The organism is Halalkalibacillus sediminis (assembly GCF_002844535.1).
GTDB lineage: Bacteria > Bacillota > Bacilli > Bacillales > Alkalibacillaceae > Halalkalibacillus_A > Halalkalibacillus_A sediminis.
In genome coordinates this window covers 1-17,186 of record NZ_PJNH01000002.1, presented here as the reverse complement: position 1 = coordinate 17,186, position 17,186 = coordinate 1, and the positions used below count along the sequence as shown (strand labels likewise).

At 42.2% G+C, this 17,186-nt stretch carries 10 protein-coding genes, 7 tRNA genes and 3 rRNA genes; 3 read left to right on the top strand and 17 right to left on the bottom strand.

What is annotated here, in order from left to right:
* The first annotated feature begins 133 nt into the window (after window positions 1-133).
* Genes CEY16_RS06375 through CEY16_RS06365 form a run of 3 tightly spaced genes read left to right on the top strand, consistent with a single transcriptional unit; the run spans window position 134 to window position 2,498 of the window.
* Complete coding sequence (locus CEY16_RS06375) at window positions 134-1,003, top strand: DUF5677 domain-containing protein (RefSeq protein ID WP_202908609.1); 870 nt, start codon at window positions 134-136, stop codon at window positions 1,001-1,003.
* A gap of 21 nt (window positions 1,004-1,024) precedes the next feature.
* Window positions 1,025-1,834 (top strand): HNH endonuclease, encoded by an 810-nt coding sequence (locus tag CEY16_RS06370; RefSeq protein ID WP_101331169.1) that lies wholly within the window; start codon window positions 1,025-1,027, stop codon window positions 1,832-1,834.
* A gap of 10 nt (window positions 1,835-1,844) precedes the next feature.
* The gene (locus CEY16_RS06365) at window positions 1,845-2,498 is read left to right on the top strand and encodes a hypothetical protein (RefSeq protein WP_238378781.1); all 654 of its coding nucleotides are present in this window, start codon (window positions 1,845-1,847) and stop codon (window positions 2,496-2,498) included.
* A gap of 539 nt (window positions 2,499-3,037) precedes the next feature.
* Here the strand turns inward: CEY16_RS06365 and glmS are convergent.
* From glmS to CEY16_RS06280, 17 genes are all read right to left on the bottom strand, one after another.
* Window positions 3,038-4,840 carry a glutamine--fructose-6-phosphate transaminase (isomerizing) gene (gene glmS / locus CEY16_RS06360; protein WP_101331167.1) on the bottom strand — a complete coding sequence of 601 codons (1,803 nt, stop codon included), beginning with the start codon at window positions 4,838-4,840 and terminating at the stop codon, window positions 3,038-3,040.
* Between the two features lie 491 nt (window positions 4,841-5,331).
* Entirely contained in the window at window positions 5,332-6,684 is a 1,353-nt protein-coding gene (gene glmM / locus CEY16_RS06355) for a phosphoglucosamine mutase (RefSeq protein WP_101331166.1), read from the bottom strand.
* A 42-nt stretch (window positions 6,685-6,726) separates the two neighbouring features.
* A complete protein-coding gene (locus CEY16_RS06350; protein ID WP_101331165.1) occupies window positions 6,727-7,962 on the bottom strand; it encodes a CdaR family protein in 1,236 nt (411 codons plus the stop codon).
* Entirely contained in the window at window positions 7,955-8,776 is an 822-nt protein-coding gene (gene cdaA, locus CEY16_RS06345; protein ID WP_101331164.1) for a diadenylate cyclase CdaA, read from the bottom strand. Before cdaA ends, CEY16_RS06350 begins: the two co-directional genes overlap by 8 nt.
* A 157-nt stretch (window positions 8,777-8,933) precedes the next feature.
* The gene (locus CEY16_RS06340; protein ID WP_101331163.1) at window positions 8,934-9,581 is read right to left on the bottom strand and encodes an anti-sigma factor family protein; all 648 of its coding nucleotides are present in this window, start codon (window positions 9,579-9,581) and stop codon (window positions 8,934-8,936) included.
* Window positions 9,582-9,585: 4 nt separating this feature from the next.
* A complete protein-coding gene (sigW, locus tag CEY16_RS06335; protein WP_101331162.1) occupies window positions 9,586-10,158 on the bottom strand; it encodes an RNA polymerase sigma factor SigW in 573 nt (190 codons plus the stop codon).
* Window positions 10,159-10,362: 204 nt separating this feature from the next.
* Window positions 10,363-11,265, bottom strand: coding sequence for an arginase (rocF, locus tag CEY16_RS06330; RefSeq protein ID WP_101331161.1), 903 nt, complete (start codon window positions 11,263-11,265; stop codon window positions 10,363-10,365).
* Between the two features lie 283 nt (window positions 11,266-11,548).
* A tRNA-Ala gene (locus tag CEY16_RS06325) sits at window positions 11,549-11,624 on the bottom strand.
* 37 nt (window positions 11,625-11,661) lie between these two features.
* A tRNA-Gln gene (locus CEY16_RS06320) sits at window positions 11,662-11,736 on the bottom strand.
* A gap of 3 nt (window positions 11,737-11,739) precedes the next feature.
* Window positions 11,740-11,825: transfer RNA gene (locus CEY16_RS06315), tRNA-Tyr, on the bottom strand.
* A gap of 9 nt (window positions 11,826-11,834) precedes the next feature.
* Window positions 11,835-11,910 (bottom strand) — tRNA-Thr (locus CEY16_RS06310).
* Between the two features lie 15 nt (window positions 11,911-11,925).
* Window positions 11,926-11,997: transfer RNA gene (locus tag CEY16_RS06305), tRNA-Glu, on the bottom strand.
* 31 nt (window positions 11,998-12,028) lie between these two features.
* Window positions 12,029-12,101, bottom strand: a tRNA-Thr gene (locus CEY16_RS06300).
* Between the two features lie 3 nt (window positions 12,102-12,104).
* Window positions 12,105-12,179, bottom strand: a tRNA-Asn gene (locus CEY16_RS06295).
* 103 nt (window positions 12,180-12,282) lie between these two features.
* Window positions 12,283-12,398: ribosomal RNA gene (rrf, locus tag CEY16_RS06290) — 5S ribosomal RNA — on the bottom strand.
* 86 nt (window positions 12,399-12,484) lie between these two features.
* A 23S ribosomal RNA gene (locus tag CEY16_RS06285) occupies window positions 12,485-15,415 on the bottom strand.
* A 187-nt stretch (window positions 15,416-15,602) separates the two neighbouring features.
* Window positions 15,603-17,167: ribosomal RNA gene (locus tag CEY16_RS06280) — 16S ribosomal RNA — on the bottom strand.
* The 16S, 23S and 5S rRNA genes sit together here with 7 tRNA genes alongside, the layout of an rRNA operon.
* Window positions 17,168-17,186: the final 19 nt, after the last annotated feature.

Genomic DNA, 17,186 nt, shown 5'->3' with positions numbered 1-17,186 from the left:
CACTATTAAAATCACACTATAAATCACATGGGTTGACATAAATAACGGAGTAGGTTGTAATCTTTAGTTCTCTCCTTTTAATTTCATTTTATTAAAAAGAATAACTGTTATAATATGGTATAGAGGTGACAAAATGAATAAAGAAGAAAAAATCCAATACGCTAATTATTTAATAGAAGAGATTACTACAAAATTTCTTCATAAAGATAAACCATATATAATTATGGAAGGCTATGAGTATTTTCGTGAAGTGGTTACACTTTACGCTAAACAATCGAATTTATTGGAAAGCGCTTTACTACTTATTGAAAATAGTCACGCTGAGGAAGCTTATGTTTTAGTAAGATCGATGCTAAACAATACAATGTTAATTGATTATCTATGTAATGACCATAATGGAGAAAGATATCGAAATTATAAGATACAGCCAACTAAAGCTGAGCTTTCATTCCTTTATGATATTAAGAAGGCTTTAAAAAATGACTGGTTAAAAGAAACACCTCAAGAGTTAGATAAAAAAATAAAGGAATATGAGAACCTTCTTAAGAGCGAGGGCTTTACAACTAAAAAGAAAATAAAAGGTAAACATAGAGAAGTTGTTGATAGAAGACTTTTGAATATAAAAGAAATGGCTTTAACTGACGAGCTTTTATTTGCTCATTACATGATGTTTTATAGAGAGGGGAGCAAGTACGAGCACTCAGACATTTCTTCATTAGTAATTTATAGAAAACCTATCAAAGAGCTTCCTAACACTGGTGCTTTTATTTTGGACATGTCAAGAACTGATCCACTACTTGAGGAGAAGTTGTTGAACCTTGCAATTACAATGTACTCTCTTACTTTCATAAGACTGTTGCAGCATATTACAAATAAACAAGGTCACTTAATATCAGATGAAAGAAAACCAGAGTTGGCAAAGCTCGCTTTAATTATAAAATCTAACAATTTTAACTTCCCGTATAGTAATCAAGAAAATGATTTAAACAAAGAGGAAGAGTAATTTAAGGAAGGAAGTAGTGCAATGGCTCCAAAAGAACAACATTTAGCTCTTAGCTCTGGAGTTGGTCTAGCTGGATTTGCAGTAACGAACTTTTGGGATTATGGCTGGGAAGCTATTGACTGTTTTAAAGAAGAGATTATTGATAGTGTAATTAAGCCAACTAAAGTAACAGCTATTCATCATTACTTGTCTTTTTTTCAAGATATATATGAAGAGATTGATACCATGAGTAAAAATGGTGATGATATAAGACAAGTATATGAGTTTATTGTAAGAACACTTAATGAGGTTAATTTATCTTCAGACCTACCAGAGCCAGACTTTGATAAGTGTAGTGACCAACATGGACATTTTGACTGTGGATGTACTGAAGTTATTGAAAAATGGATAGATTATGCGAGTGATAATAGTACAAAGATAAATGATTTAATCGTTCACTCAGCTTTTCAGTTTATTTTCCAAGACAGAAACTTTCTCCATGATTTTCATTTTAAACTTTCTGAGCTTATTGAAAAAGAAATGAACTACATAATGAGGAAATATCCAGAATGTTTAACTCAAAAGAAAAAGCTAAGACGACAAAACTTCCCAGTATGGTTAAAGCAAGCTGTTTTTTATAGAGATAAAGGAACTTGTGTAATTTGTCGTTGTGACCTTTCTAATTTGATAAGAAGTCAGAACCAAATTCATATTGACCATATCATTCCTTTAAATGTTAATGGTACAAACGACGCTTCAAATATGCAATTATTATGTGATAGCTGTAACACCTCTAAAGGAGACCGTTCAACTGAGACTAGCTCAATTAATGTTCCATTCTGGAATTTGTAGGGGGGATAAGGTGAATAATCTAGATGATTTATTTACTGATCTTGAAGAGTATAGAACACCACAAGAAATGAAGTTGTACTTTGAAAAAAAGAAACAAATAATAAATAACAATGAAAAGTATATCAGCATAGCGAGGCTCAAAACTGGAAAGGTTAAAAAATTCATTGAAGAGTTTTATCCATTGTATTTGTTTAGTCAATCAAGATTTGTTGATAACTATGCCAAGTGTAAAATTATTTTGGGCAACCAAGGCTATGACGCTTCAATTGTTCAAAAAGATGATACTGAGAGTTTCATTGAATTGACTTCATACATAGATGGGAAATGGGAATACCAAGACGCTAAGAGATTAAATTCACGAGGTTATGGGGATATTCGTTTTGGTGATTACAAAAATTTAAATGCCAGAGGAAACGATTATTTAAAAGATGTTCTTAAAAATATTAAAAAAAAGAGCTTAAAGGATTATAGCGGAATTTCATTATTATTTGCAGTTGATACTTTTGATTACTTTGAGGTCTATGACCATTCTTCTAAACCTTTTATAAAGGAGTTAATAAAAGAAATTAAAAGCTTTAAGTTTAAAGCTGACAAAATGTACTTAATGGTTATAAATAATCAAAATGCAAGTCAAATTGATCAAAACATTTACCCCATTAGTTGAGCGATTACAGAGCAGGATAGAATAAAAGTAAGTGGGCGATAATGATTTTGTTTGGTTAGGTTTAATTCCAATTATACTAATCATTGTATGTTTTTCTATACCCTTAATTTATAGAAAACTTACATAATGGGGATAGAAGATCCGCTAAAATTTGACTAGACTTAGCTCTTTTAATTCCTTTTGTTGTTTAATTTTTTATACAATCTTAAGCTAAATATAGGTGTTAGTTGAAGATGGGAAACCGATGTTAAAGGGACTTAGAAAAATTCTAAGTCCCTTTTTTGAAATTATTAATTGTGAATTTAGTGCGAATTCTATTCTTAATTGCACTGTGATTTTAATTGCGATTTAACGTTTTGCACCTCACAACGGAACCCGTTACTAAAATTAGTGTGCATTTTTAATACTATAAGCTCTATACATAAGGTGGGAGGTAATTTAGTGCCACTTGGTATATAATTTAATTGTATAGTATATAACTTAATTGTTAAGTATACAACTTAATTATTAAGCCACAATTGTTTTATGACCTAATCCTATTACTCAACCGTAACTGATTTTGCCAGATTCCTCGGCTTATCAACGTCGCAATCGCGGTGAAGTGCAGCGTAATAAGAGATTAATTGCATTGGTACAACTGATACTAACGGTGCTAGTAACGTATGAACGCTTGGAAGGATGATTTCGTCTCCTTCACGCTCTAATCCTTCAAGACTGATGATACACGCATTAGCTCCGCGAGTAACAACTTCTGATACGTTGCTTCGAATCGAGCTGTTCACATGCTCTTGTGTCGCTAGTGCAATTACTGGAGTACCTTCTTCTATCAATGCAATCGTACCGTGCTTGAGTTCTCCTCCAGCAAAGCCTTCAGCTTGAATATAAGAGATTTCTTTCAATTTCAACGCACCTTCTAACCCAACGTGGTAATCTAATCCACGTCCGATAAAGAAGCAATTACGTGTCGTTGATAGATAATCTTTTGCTACTTGTTCTAGCTTTTCATTTTGGTCACATAGAGCTTCAATGGCATTCGCTACTATTCCTAGCTCTTTCATCGGATCGAAGTCTAATGTCAGACCTTTTGCTTGTGCTGTGTCGACCGCTAAGATTGCTAAGACAGCCATTTGAGCTGTATATGCTTTTGTAGATGCTACAGCGATTTCTGGTCCTGCGTGTAGTAGTAGTGTGTAATGCGATTCGCGAGAAAGGGTAGAACCTTGCACATTTGTGATCGTAAGTGCTTTGTGTCCTAACTTATTCACTTCTACTAGTACAGAACGTAAATCTGCTGTTTCACCACTTTGTGAAATGAACACGAATAGTGGCTTTTCAGACAGTAGTGGCATATTGTATGAGAATTCACTCGCAATGTGTACTTCTGTTGGTACTTGCGCGATTTTCTCTAAAAATTCTTTTCCGATTAATCCTGCGTGGTAGCTGGTACCTGCTGCTATGATATAGATGCGGTCACAATCAGCTACTGCTTGGCGTACATCTTCATCTAGTTTAATGTTATCTTGATCATCTTGGTATTCTTGGATGATACGACGCATAACGAATGGTTGCTCGTCGATTTCTTTTAACATGAAATGAGGATAAGTTCCTTTTTCGATGTCACTTGCATCAAGTTCTGCTGTGAATGGTTCACGAGACATTACCGTCCCGTCTAGTTGTTGAATCGTCACATTGTCTTTCTTAACGATAACGATTTCTTCATCCATCAACTCGACAAACTGATCTGTTACTTGAAGCATAGCCATTGAATCACTTGCTACGACATTGTATTCGTCGCCAAGGCCGACAAGTAATGGACTTTTATTTTTTGCTACATATAAAACGTCTGGATTTTCATTGTCCATAACAGCTAATGCATAAGAACCGTGCAGCTTGCTTACCGTTTTGCGGAAAGCTTCAAGCGTGTCACCAGTCTCTTTAGCAAAATGCTCGATTAACTGAACAATGATTTCTGTATCAGTTTCACTTGCGAATTGAATATCACCTAGGTATTCTTTTTTCAATTCTAGGTAATTTTCGATTACGCCGTTGTGAACCAATGTGAATCGTTCGCTTGTACTTTGGTGAGGGTGAGCATTCGTTGCGCTCGGCTCCCCGTGTGTCGCCCAACGAGTGTGACCGATACCAGTTGTAGTCTCCACACTATTGTCAACCGCTTCACGAAGTGTCGCAATACGACCTTTTACCTTGAAAACATTCACATCATTAGATGAACGAACAGCAATCCCAGCTGAGTCGTAACCACGGTACTCAAGCTTTTCAAGGCCGTTCAATAAAATTTCTTTTGAATCTTGATTTCCAATATAACCTACAATTCCGCACATATTATGTGTTACCTCCTACGTCGAAAGAGGCAAACGTGTTGCTCGGGGCAAGACATTTGCCCCTTTCTCGCTAATAATTTATTTTGGATGATCATGTCATCAGTGGTTGTGCATAGAGTCGCCTCTACGTTTTCACTGACAACTTAACAGTTGTGATCTCAACCGGGAGGCATCCGCCGATGAATCGATGAACCTCCTCCTCGTCAACTACTTCAATTTTTCCGTCCATTGAAATAGTTCAGGCGCTTATAAAACTATTTAACCACTATGCTCCTTTCCATTCCCAAATCAAGGCTTGCATAAACAAGCTAATGCATATTTTAATTACTTTTATTTATTTGGTCAATCCTTTTTGAGAAAAACTTGGCTTCTCGCCAAGTCTTAAAGGTGAAAGCCTTAGTTTCACATACTTTAATCCTTTAACAAAGTTGAACATTCAAAAAGTATGAAAAAAAGAGCATAGAGACATATCCTCTATGCTCTTGAGTCATCTATTGTTCTAAACCATATGATTGTTCTACTACTTTTACCACTTGTTCTACATATTTTTCACATTCATCTTTAGTTGGTGCTTCCACCATGATACGAACAACTGGTTCCGTACCTGAAGGGCGTACAAGTACGCGACCTTTATCGCCTAGCTCGTTTTCTACACGATCAATCTCATCGTTAACAACCTGACTCATCTGTACCTCTTGCTTATTCGTTACACGGACATTTTTCAATACTTGCGGGAATTTCGTCATTTCTCCAGCTAACTCAGATAATGACTTTTCTTTATCCTGCATAACATTCACAAGTTGGAGAGCTGAAAGCATACCGTCTCCTGTAGTGTTATGTTCTAAGAAAATGATATGGCCGGACTGTTCGCCCCCAAGGTTGTAATCGTGCTTTCGCATTTCTTCCATCACATATTTATCTCCGACAGATGTTTTAAGGTTAGCAATCTCTAATTCATCAAGCGCTCTATATAGTCCTATATTACTCATAACGGTCGTCACAAGTGTATCCTGTTTCAAGCGACCTTGTTCTTTAAAATATTTAGCACAAATATACATGATTTTATCGCCATCGATGACATTGCCTTTCTCATCCACCGCGATTAGGCGATCTCCATCACCATCAAAAGCTAGACCAATATCTGCCTTTTGTTCGATCACCGTTTCACGAAGTTTCTCAGGGTTAGTTGAACCGTATCCATCGTTAATATTGTACCCATCTGGAGATGCACCAATTGCTAACGTATCCGCTTCTAAATCCGCAAATAGATGAGAAGCAAGGGATGAAGTCGCACCATGGGCACAGTCGAGTACGATTTTCACTCCATCAAAATCGTGATCTACTGTCTGCTTCAGGTGTTGAAGGTATTTTTGTCCGCCTTCGAAATAATCTTCAATCCGTCCAACTTCAGCTCCTACCGGACGAGGAAGCTCATCAAGTTCAGCATCTAGTAGACCTTCAATTTCATTTTCTTGAGCTTCTGAAAGTTTAAAACCATCTGATCCGAAGAACTTGATTCCGTTGTCCTCTACAGGGTTATGGGAAGCTGAAATCATGACGCCTCCTTCAGCTCCGGAAACTTTAGTCAAGTAAGCAACTCCTGGTGTGGAGATGACACCTAAACGCATCACTTCCACTCCTACAGACATAACACCTGCAATCAAAGCCCCTTCTAACATTTCGCCAGAAACTCTCGTATCTCTTCCTACCATCAATTTTGATTTTTCAGTAGAATTTTTTGTTAAAGCGTAAGCTCCGTATCTTCCTAACTTAAATGCTAGTTCTGGTGTTAATTCAGTATTGGCAACCCCTCGGACGCCGTCTGTCCCGAAATATTTTCCCATGACGTTTCTCTCCTTCACATTACCTTTATCGTGTTCCCCGTTTTATTCGATCCTGATTCTTACTCGTTCTTCACTTGTTCTCACTCTGATGTCTTCAGGTCCTTCTACTTCGATGTCTGCATAACCTTCACCTTCAACAAAATCTTCGACATTGATCCATACTTTTATGTCGTTTATGTCGAGATTCTCTAACACATCTTCAGTGCCAATTACTGTTAAATCAACTTCTGGTTCATTTGGGTCGATAAAAGTAATCTCTCTATCTTCTAAATTTTCAATGTCAATTTCAACCTGTTCATATACTTCTTCTATAGCTTCTTCAACAACCACTTCAACTTCGACTTTTTCAGGCTCTATTTTAGTTGTTCCTGAAGGGAGAGGTAATTCCACTTCCCTAGTCGTGGTCTCTGTTATCTCTGATAAATCAACGTTTATTGGTTCTAATCTAGTAATCTCATCTATGCGCTCATCTGTACCAAATAGAGTCGCAGAAACTGGGTTGACGTTTATTGACTGAAGAACTAGATCTTCGCTCAATTGGCCAGTTTTTTCAAATGTTATTGGGTACCTTTTATCACTGATCGAAACGTCTGCCTCAACGTTGACATTTGATGGCTCCACAAATACATTCAATTCATTTCCTTCTGTATCATATACTTTCACCGGGATGTTTTGTGCTAGTCCATCTTGAGCTAAGTCAGCAAACCCGACAATAGCCTTAACCATCGCCACCCTCTCGATGATTGACTTAGGACCTGTTACCTCCACTTCAGATGGAGTTATTATAGGCTCTGAGGCGAAAACTTCAGAATCATCCACACCATTACGACCTACATAATCCAGTTCAACAGGTAAGGTCATAGTTTCGCGTTCCTCAAGAGTAACTTCTATTGTGCGAGGATCGATGAATATAGATAATTGGTTCGGTACGCCAGAATGCTGTACTTCTACTTCATGAGTTCCAGGACCCAAATCATTCAGGTCGATTTGTATATCAAAGTTCTGTTGCCTTTTAGCCTGAGTAATTACACTTCGCGGACCCTCTAAGGTAACGTTTACAGTATCAGGGACTCCTCGTACAACATATTCCTCACCGTCCAAAAGCACCTGAAGTGGCACATTTTCAACAATTTCCGAATCCTCAGACCCAGAGGGTAAGAATGTATCTGCCGATCGTTGAGTATTAGCCTCATCCAAATAAACAGTCATGTACAACAACAATGCTAAAAATAACGAAACGACTCTCGTAAACCAAGGGCTTTTAATCCACTTATCCATCTCGCTTCCCCCTCCAGTTCCATGACTTAGATGAAGCCGAGTCTAGGTTAGGGTTCAGTTCTTTTTGTAAGATGTTTCTTAAAGCATCCTCATCTAACTTCCTATGAAGCTCCCCATTTTTCGTACAAGAAATACTTCCCGTTTCTTCAGATACTATGATGGTTAGAGCGTCTGTGACTTCACTGACCCCCATTGCAGCGCGGTGACGGGTTCCTAATTCTTTTGAGATGAAAGGACTTTCACTTAGAGGCAAATAACATGCAGCTGCTACGATCTCGTTTCCTCGAATCACTACCGCACCATCATGTAAAGGAGCATTCGGGATGAAAATATTGGTGAGTAATTCACTGGTTAGGCGACCATTGACAGGTACTCCTGTCTCTATGTAATCCCCCATACCAGTTTCGCGTTCGATTGAAATCAAAGCTCCAATCCTTCTCTTTCCCATGTAATTACAAGATCTTAAAATTGCTTCAATTGTCTCGCTTATATCTTTCTCCTCTGAAGTAGAACTTCTACCGAAGAAACTACCTCGTCCTAATTGTTCGAGAGCTCTTCTAAGCTCTGGTTGGAATAGAATGATAACTGCTAGAAAACCCCAGTTAATCGCTTGATATACCAACCACTGGACTGTTGATAATCCTAAGATAGAACTAAAAAACCATATACCAAGCACAACAAAAATACCCTTCAGTAATTGAACGGCTTTTGTACCTTGTATTAATGTAAAAAGTTTATATATAACGAACCATACGATCGCAATATCGACCATGTTCCGTAGTAAATTCAATAAATCCAGTTCTTCCCAGGACATGCCCACACTTCCTCCATGCAAAAAATTCAATAACGTATACTATTATTACTACCCGTTCGTGACACACGATATTTCAATTATAGCATATTTTCTTATAACAATAAGGATTTTCGCTGGTAATTTCATTTAAAAAACAGTACTTGATCACCAAGTACTGTTAAGGGGTAACTAATGTAATTAAATCTTTCACATTGGATTGAACCCTATGGTTGACCCATCCAAAGAACTCATTCACTTCGATAACATCGCCTGTGACATGATGGTTGACTGAACTGAAAGTGCCTTCAAAATGATGACTTTCTTCATCAATAAGCGTGCTATTTACTAAAGTCAAGTTACCATTAACCCTTCCTTTAAGAACGACATTAGCATTTTTCACGACAAAATCTCCCTCAATCACTTCACCTTCTGGGACGATCACTGTGTCACCCTCTATCTTCACATTTTCATGCTTGGATAAAGAGATTTGCTGATCCGCCTGATACTGAACAATACAGGTAGCGAACATCATTAGGAGAAATACCGCCGCTGCCGTTATGAATGGGTGCTCTTTTAATGATTTAGAATAGCGTTTCACTTTAGTTTGTTCAGGTAGTTGCTGCATGATATTGCTCTTCAGATCATCAGGAGCCTCGATGGATTCCATTGCTGATAAATCATCATGTACTTTTTTCAGTTCTTGGAAGTCTCTCTGGCATTCTTCACATTCCATCAAATGGTGCTTAAGTTCAATTTCTTCGCTGTGAGTCATTTCTCTATCAAAATATCGATGAATACGTGAATGTTGTTCATTCGTACATGCCATGGTTTCAGCTCCTTACTGATTCATGGAGAATTTTTTTCAAGACATCTCTACCTCTGTGTATTTGTGTTTTCACAGTCCCTAGCGGTAGGTCAAGAATGTCTGCAATCTCTTGTAGGGATAGTTCTTGTATGTAACGCAAAACAATCACAGCTCGGTATTTTTCAGGTAACTGAAGCAAATGATATTGTAACTCCTCATTCGTTGCTTTCTTCTCAAATGCTTGGTCAGGAGAAGGCTCATTCGATTCTATTTGGTCGAGCATCGTCAATTGTTCAGAACCTTTAATTTCATTATCTAAGATACTGATTGGTTTCTTTTTGCGCATGTAATCAATGGCTAAGTTCGTAGCGATACGGTACAGCCAAGGTGAAAATTTCTTCTGCTTTTTGAAAGTATGAATGTTTTTATATGCTTTAAAAAAGGTTTCTTGTGCTATCTCTTGTGCATCGTGATGGTTCCCCAACATGCGGTAACAGTGCTGATAGATTTTTTGCTGATACAAATCAATCAATTCACCGAATGCTTCATTATTCCCTTTTTTAATTTGCTTGATTTGTTGACTCAGCCAAAAATCCATGAATATCCCCCGCCTGAAACGCGGTCTAACAATAAATACGAATAGACCACAGAAAAAGTTTCAAATTAAAACTAATTTTTTTAGAAAAATAATTACCAATGTATTATAACTGTTTTTTCCAAATAATTAAATTCAATTTTAAATATTTTTTGTAAATATAAAAAAATCAAACTGTTGAATAACAGTTTGATTTTTCGTAAATGTTTATTTATATTTTTCACCCAAAAATGCCGCGATCATATCACGAGCAACTTCAGCTGTTTTATTACCTTCATCGAGTAACGGGTTAACTTCCACCACATCAGCCGAGGTTAAAAGGTTTGAATCGTGAAGAAGACTCATTGCATAATGCGTTTCACGGTAACTAGGTCCACCTTCAACTGGTGTCCCTGTACCAGGAGTATGTGCAGGGTCAATGCCATCTACATCCAAACTCAAATGTATTCCATCTACACGATCTTTCAAATAATTGATCGCTTCGACCATAACTTTTTCAATGCCTTTTTGTTGAATATCATGAACTGTGAAAACTTTTATACCTCGTTCCCCGATCAGTTCTTTTTCACCATCATCTATCGAGCGAGCTCCCATTATGACAATGTTTTCTGGTTTCAACTTCGGTTGTTTTCCACGAATACTAGTTAACCTTTCATTTCCAAAACCGATGTTTACACCTAAAGACATTCCATGAATATTTCCTGAAGGGGAAGTGTCCCCGCTATTTAAATCTGCATGTGCGTCATACCAAATAACACCTAAGTCTTTAAATTGATCATGGAGACCTGCTATAGACCCAATAGCAATACTGTGATCGCCACCTAAAATCAATGGGAAATCTCCGCTTTCGCTTACTTCTTTGACTTTTTCGGCAATCATTTCATTTCCTAGCGCCACTTTTTCAAGGTTTTTTAAATTTGTTTCTGGATTAATTTTATCTGTACCATTGTTTGGGACAGGAATGTTTCCATAATCTCTAATTGTTAAGTTTAAAGACTCCAGACGTTTCACTAGCCCAGTATGTCGGATCGCATCTGGACCTAAATCAACTCCACCATTCGGTTGAGCGATCGTAATTGGAGCACCCAATATACTTATCTTTTTATTCAAGCTGAAAACCCCCTTCATTCCAGAATAATTGTAACCGCATACACCCTTTGGTTCAACTGGACATGAAATTGAATAAATATGCAGGAGAAAAACCTTAAAGTCATACTATGAGTCAACTCATGACTGATTTATCGCAAGATCTTATAGATTAGATGGTTGTTATCTACGTTTATTGGCTTTCTCCTAACTGATGGTAGTATGTTCAAAGTAGATATAACAATATACAAATAAAAAAGCTGCTTTCCTAATCGGAAAACAACTCTAACTTTGTAAACATATTATATGGTGGAGCCTAGCGGGATCGAACCGCTGACCTCCTGCGTGCAAAGCAGGCGCTCTCCCAGCTGAGCTAAGGCCCCACATGTTTTTTTATGTAATTTAATTTATTTATGAAGATGGCTGGGCCAGCTGGATTCGAACCAGCGCATGACGGTACCAAAAACCGTTGCCTTACCGCTTGGCTATGGCCCAATATGGTGGAGGGAGTAGGACTCGAACCTACGAACCCGATGGGAGCGGATTTACAGTCCGCCGCGTTTGGCCAACTTCGCTATCCCTCCATTTGAAAATGGTGCCGGCCAGAGGACTTGAACCCCCAACCTACTGATTACAAGTCAGTTGCTCTACCAGTTGAGCTAGGCCGGCAAATATTTAATTGGATGACCCGTACGGGATTCGAACCCGTGTTACCGCCGTGAAAGGGCGGTGTCTTAACCACTTGACCAACGGGCCAATTATGTATAATTGACAACTTATTCAACAGAGCTTCCTACCGGACTTGAACCGGTGACCTCATCCTTACCATGGATGCGCTCTACCGACTGAGCTAAGGAAGCGAATGGCTCCAGCGGCAGGATTCGAACCTGCGACCGATCGGTTAACAGCCGATTGCTCTACCACTGAGCTACGCTGGAATGTTCATCAACACATCTTAGTATTGACTAGTTATAAAAAAATTAAAATATACGAAAAACTATATTTTAATCTTGCAATCAGTAGTAGAGAAAATGATTGTTTGCCCGGCAGCGTCCTACTCTCACAGGGGAAGAACCCCAACTACCATCGGCGCTAGAGAGCTTAACGGCTGTGTTCGGCATGGGAACAGGTGTGACCTCTCTGCTATAGCGACCGGACAAGTATGAAGTTGTTTTATACACCTTCAAAACTAGATAAGAATCAAAGCGCAAGCACGAATCAAAGCGTCATTACCACAAATATTGAAGTTAAGTCCTCGATCGATTAGTATCCGTCAGCTCCATGTGTCACCACACGTCCACCTCGGACCTATCAACCTCATCGTCTCTGAGGGATCTTACTTGCTCGAAGCAATGGGAAATCTCATCTCGAGGGGGGCTTCATGCTTAGATGCTTTCAGCACTTATCCCGACCACACGTAGCTACCCAGCGATGCTCCTGGTGGAACAACTGGTACACCAGCGGTGTGTCCATCCCGGTCCTCTCGTACTAAGGACAGCTCCTCTCAAATTTCCTGCGCCCACGACGGATAGGGACCGAACTGTCTCACGACGTTCTGAACCCAGCTCGCGTACCGCTTTAATGGGCGAACAGCCCAACCCTTGGGACCGACTACAGCCCCAGGATGCGATGAGCCGACATCGAGGTGCCAAACCTCCCCGTCGATGTGGACTCTTGGGGGAGATAAGCCTGTTATCCCCGGGGTAGCTTTTATCCGTTGAGCGATGGCCCTTCCATGCGGAACCACCGGATCACTAAGCCCGACTTTCGTCCCTGCTCGACTTGTAGGTCTCGCAGTCAAGCTCCCTTCTGCCTTTACACTCTTCGAATGATTTCCAACCATTCTGAGGGAACCTTTGGGCGCCTCCGTTACCTTTTGGGAGGCGACCGCCCCAGTCAAACTGCCCACCTGACACTGTCTCCGAGCCGGATTACGGCTCTGGGTTAGAATGTCCGTACAGCCAGGGTAGTATCCCACCAATGCCTCCACCGAAGCTAGCGCTCCGGCTTCCAAGGCTCCTACCTATCCTGTACAAGCTGTACCAACATTCAATATCAGGCTACAGTAAAGCTCCACGGGGTCTTTCCGTCCTGTCGCGGGTAATGCGCATCTTCACGCATAGTATAATTTCACCGGGTCTCTCGTTGAGACAGTGCCCAAGTCGTTGCACCTTTCGTGCGGGTCGGAACTTACCCGACAAGGAATTTCGCTACCTTAGGACCGTTATAGTTACGGCCGCCGTTTACTGGGGCTTCGGTTCAACGCTTCGCCTTGCGGCTAACGCATCCCCTTAACCTTCCAGCACCGGGCAGGTGTCAGCCCCTATACTTCGCCTTACGGCTTCGCAGAGACCTGTGTTTTTGATAAACAGTCGCTTGGGCCTCTTCACTGCGGCTCCCCAGACACGTGGTCTGGGTGAGCACCCCTTCTCCCGAAGTTACGGGGTCATTTTGCCGAGTTCCTTAACGAGAGTTCTCCCGATCACCTTAGGATACTCTCCTCGCCTACCTGTGTCGGTTTGCGGTACGGGCACCTCCATCCTCGCTAGAGGTTTTTCTTGGCAGTGTGAAATCAGGAACTTCGGTACTATATTTCCCTCCCCATCACAGCTCATGTTAAAGATGGACGGATTTACCTATCCATCACACTCGCTGCTTGGGCGCGTTCATCCAATGACGCGCTTTCCTTATCCTCCTGCGTCCCCCCGTTGCTCGAACGGATGGGAGGTGGTACAGGAATATCAACCTGTTGGCCATCGCCTACGCCTTTCGGCCTCGGCTTAGGTCCCGACTAACCCTGAGCGGACGAGCCTTCCTCAGGAAACCTTAGGCATACGGTGAAGAAGATTCTCACTTCTTTTTCGCTACTCATACCGGCATTCTCACTTCTAAGCGCTCCACCTGTCCTCACGGTCAGGCTTCAAAGCCCTTAGAACGCTCTCCTACCATAATCCATGCGGATTATCCGCAGCTTCGGTGATGTGTTTAGCCCCGGTACATTTTCGGCGCAGCGTCACTCGACCAGTGAGCTATTACGCACTCTTTAAATGATGGCTGCTTCTAAGCCAACATCCTGGTTGTCTAAGCAACGCCACATCCTTTTCCACTTAACACATACTTTGGGACCTTAGCTGGCGGTCTGGGCTGTTTCCCTTTCGACGATGAACCTTATCACCCACCGTCTGACTCCCAACGATAAGTCATTGGCATTCGGAGTTTGACTGAATTCGGTAACCCGATAGGGGCCCCTCGTCCAATCAGTGCTCTACCTCCAAGACTCTCACGTTGAGGCTAGCCCTAAAGCTATTTCGGAGAGAACCAGCTATCTCTGTGTTCGATTGGCATTTCACCCCTACCCACACCTCATCCCCGCATTTTTCAACATACGTGGGTTCGGGCCTCCAGTCAGTGTTACCTGACCTTCACCCTGGACATGGGTAGATCACACAGTTTCGGGTCTGCGACCCTCGACTCATTCGCCCTATTCAGACTCGCTTTCGCTGCGGCTCCAGGTCATCCCTTTAACCTTGCCGAAGATCGTAACTCGCCGGTTCATTCTACAAAAGGCACGCCGTCACCCGTTAATGGGCTCCGACTACTTGTAAGCACACGGTTTCAAGTTCTCTTTCACTCCCCTTCCGGGGTTCTTTTCACCTTTCCCTCACGGTACTGGTTCACTATCGGTCACTAGGGAGTATTTAGCCTTGGGAGATGGTCCTCCCAGATTCCGACGGAATTTCTCGTGTTCCGCCGTACTCAGGATCCACTCCGGAGGAGAGGGCGTTTCAACTACAGGGCTCTTACCTTCTTCGGCTGACCATTCCAGGTCGATTCATCTACGCTCTCTCTTGGTAACTCCATGTGGAGTGTCCTACAACCCCAAGGGGACATGCCCCTTGGTTTGGGCTAATTCCGTTTCGCTCGCCGCTACTCAGGAAATCGCGTTTGCTTTCTCTTCCTTCGGGTACTGAGATGTTTCAGTTCCCCGAGTTGCCTTCGAATCACCTATGAATTCAGTGATCGATGCCATCCCATTACGGATGGCGGGTTTCCCCATTCGGACATCCCCGGGTCGTCGCTTACTTACAGCTGACCGAGGCATATCGGTGTTAGTCCCGTCCTTCTTCGGCTCCTAGTGCCAAGGCATCCACCGTGCGCTCTTCTTCACTTAACTTCTATGCAATAAAGATGCTTTGTTTCGTTTCGATGCTCTTGCTTTATCTTCTTATCCAGTTTTCAAGGTGCATATCTAGTCAGAAGTCTCTAATTTAAAAAAACTTCATCTAGATATATATAATGAAGGTTCGAAAACCTTCAAAACTAAACAAAATAGCGCTGACGCCTCCTTAAAAATTCCTTAGAAAGGAGGTGATCCAGCCGCACCTTCCGATACGGCTACCTTGTTACGACTTCACCCCAATCATTGGCCCCACCTTCGGCGGCTAGCTCCAAAAAGGTTACTCCACCGACTTCGGGTGTTGCCAACTCTCGTGGTGTGACGGGCGGTGTGTACAAGGCCCGGGAACGTATTCACCGCGGCATGCTGATCCGCGATTACTAGCGATTCCGGCTTCATGCAGGCGAGTTGCAGCCTGCAGTCCGAACTGAGAATGGCTTTATGGGATTGGCTCAACCTCGCGGTCTCGCTTCCCTTTGTACCATCCATTGTAGCACGTGTGTAGCCCAGGTCATAAGGGGCATGATGATTTGACGTCATCCCCACCTTCCTCCGGTTTGTCACCGGCAGTCACCTTAGAGTGCCCAACTGAATGCTGGCAACTAAGGTCAAGGGTTGCGCTCGTTGCGGGACTTAACCCAACATCTCACGACACGAGCTGACGACAACCATGCACCACCTGTCATTTGGTCCCCGAAGGGAAAACCCTATCTCTAGGGTGGTCCAAAGATGTCAAGACCTGGTAAGGTTCTTCGCGTTGCTTCGAATTAAACCACATGCTCCACCGCTTGTGCGGGCCCCCGTCAATTCCTTTGAGTTTCAGCCTTGCGGCCGTACTCCCCAGGCGGAGTGCTTATTGCGTTAACTGCAGCACTAAGGGTTGGACCCCCTAACACCTAGCACTCATCGTTTACGGCGTGGACTACCAGGGTATCTAATCCTGTTCGCTCCCCACGCTTTCGCGCCTCAGCGTCAGTAACAGACCAGAGAGTCGCCTTCGCCACTGGTGTTCCTCCACATATCTACGCATTTCACCGCTACACGTGGAATTCCACTCTCCTCTTCTGTCCTCAAGTTCCCCAGTTTCCAATGACCGCTTGCGGTTGAGCCGCAAGATTTCACATCAGACTTAAGGAACCGCCTGCGCGCGCTTTACGCCCAATAATTCCGGACAACGCTTGCCACCTACGTATTACCGCGGCTGCTGGCACGTAGTTAGCCGTGGCTTTCTGGTGAGGTACCGTCAAGGTGCCGCTCTATTCGCACGGCACTTGTTCTTCCCTCACAACAGAGCTTTACGATCCGAAGACCTTCCTCACTCACGCGGCGTTGCTCCGTCAGACTTTCGTCCATTGCGGAAGATTCCCTACTGCTGCCTCCCGTAGGAGTCTGGGCCGTGTCTCAGTCCCAGTGTGGCCGATCACCCTCTCAGGTCGGCTACGCATCGTTGCCTTGGTAAGCCACTACCTTACCAACTAGCTAATGCGCCGCGGGTCCATCTGTAAGTGATAGCAAGAAGCCATCTTTCACTTTCGGATCATGCGATCCGAAATGTTATCCGGTATTAGCCCCGGTTTCCCGGGGTTATCCCAGTCTTACAGGCAGGTTACCCACGTGTTACTCACCCGTCCGCCGCTCGTTCCACAAGCGTCACTCCCGAAGGAGATCTGCTTGCTTCACGCGCTCGACTTGCATGTATTAGGCACGCCGCCAGCGTTCGTCCTGAGCCAGGATCAAACTCTCCAATAAAAGTAGTTTGATTGGCTTT

Coding starts and splice junctions, on each gene's coding strand:
- glmS (WP_101331167.1), bottom strand. CDS start 4,840: ATGTGCGGAATTGTAGGTTATATTGGAAATCAAGATTCAAAAGAAATT.
- CEY16_RS06350 (WP_101331165.1), bottom strand. CDS start 7,962: ATGGATAAGTGGATTAAAAGCCCTTGGTTTACGAGAGTCGTTTCGTTA.
- CEY16_RS06370 (WP_101331169.1), top strand. CDS start 1,025: ATGGCTCCAAAAGAACAACATTTAGCTCTTAGCTCTGGAGTTGGTCTA.
- CEY16_RS06340 (WP_101331163.1), bottom strand. CDS start 9,581: ATGGCATGTACGAATGAACAACATTCACGTATTCATCGATATTTTGAT.
- sigW (WP_101331162.1), bottom strand. CDS start 10,158: ATGGATTTTTGGCTGAGTCAACAAATCAAGCAAATTAAAAAAGGGAAT.
- CEY16_RS06375 (WP_202908609.1), top strand. CDS start 134: ATGAATAAAGAAGAAAAAATCCAATACGCTAATTATTTAATAGAAGAG.
- glmM (WP_101331166.1), bottom strand. CDS start 6,684: ATGGGAAAATATTTCGGGACAGACGGCGTCCGAGGGGTTGCCAATACT.
- cdaA (WP_101331164.1), bottom strand. CDS start 8,776: ATGTCCTGGGAAGAACTGGATTTATTGAATTTACTACGGAACATGGTC.